The sequence below is a fragment of the Mesorhizobium sp. M5C.F.Cr.IN.023.01.1.1 genome (genome assembly GCF_003997585.1).
Taxonomy (GTDB): domain Bacteria; phylum Pseudomonadota; class Alphaproteobacteria; order Rhizobiales; family Rhizobiaceae; genus Mesorhizobium; species Mesorhizobium wenxiniae.
This window is the reverse complement of sequence record NZ_RZSU01000259.1, coordinates 1-525: the sequence shown is the minus strand read 5'-3', so window position 1 is coordinate 525 and position 525 is coordinate 1. Positions and strand designations below refer to the sequence as shown.

At 64.2% G+C, this 525-nt stretch carries 1 protein-coding gene; it reads right to left on the bottom strand.

Annotated features, from left to right (window positions below; genetic code table 11):
• On the bottom strand, positions 1-525 hold a 525-nt coding region (locus EOA78_RS35660), incomplete at both ends, for a glutamate synthase-related protein (RefSeq protein WP_245478020.1).

The following is a 525-nucleotide window of genomic DNA, read 5'->3' as shown; positions in this document are numbered from 1 at the left end:
GCACGTCGTCGATCGGATGCTTCTGCCGCTCAGTCCAGTGCACCGCCTCATGCGGGGCAGCCGGCTTGAAGAACATCTTGCTGAAATCGAGCCCGCGCGCCTTCCAGTGCTGGATCAGCGCCCGCTTTTCCAAGAGATCGGTGTCGCCGATGATCTGGTCGAGATGGGTGTAACCCATCTCGGCGAGCAACGCCCGGACCTCTTCAGCCACATAGAAGAAGAAGTTGATGACATGTTCCGGCGTACCCTTGAAGCGCTTGCGCAAGACCGGATCCTGCGTCGCGACGCCAACCGGGCAGGTGTTGAGATGGCACTTGCGCATCATGATGCAGCCGGCCGCGATCAGCGGCGCGGTCGAGAAGCCGAATTCATCGGCGCCAAGCAGCGCGCCAATGACGACGTCGCGGCCGGTGCGCAGGCCGCCATCGACCTGCAGCGCGACGCGCGACCTGAGGCCGTTGAGCACCAGCGTCTGGTGCGTCTCGGCAAGGCCCATTTCCCACGGGCTGCCGGCGTGCTTGAGCG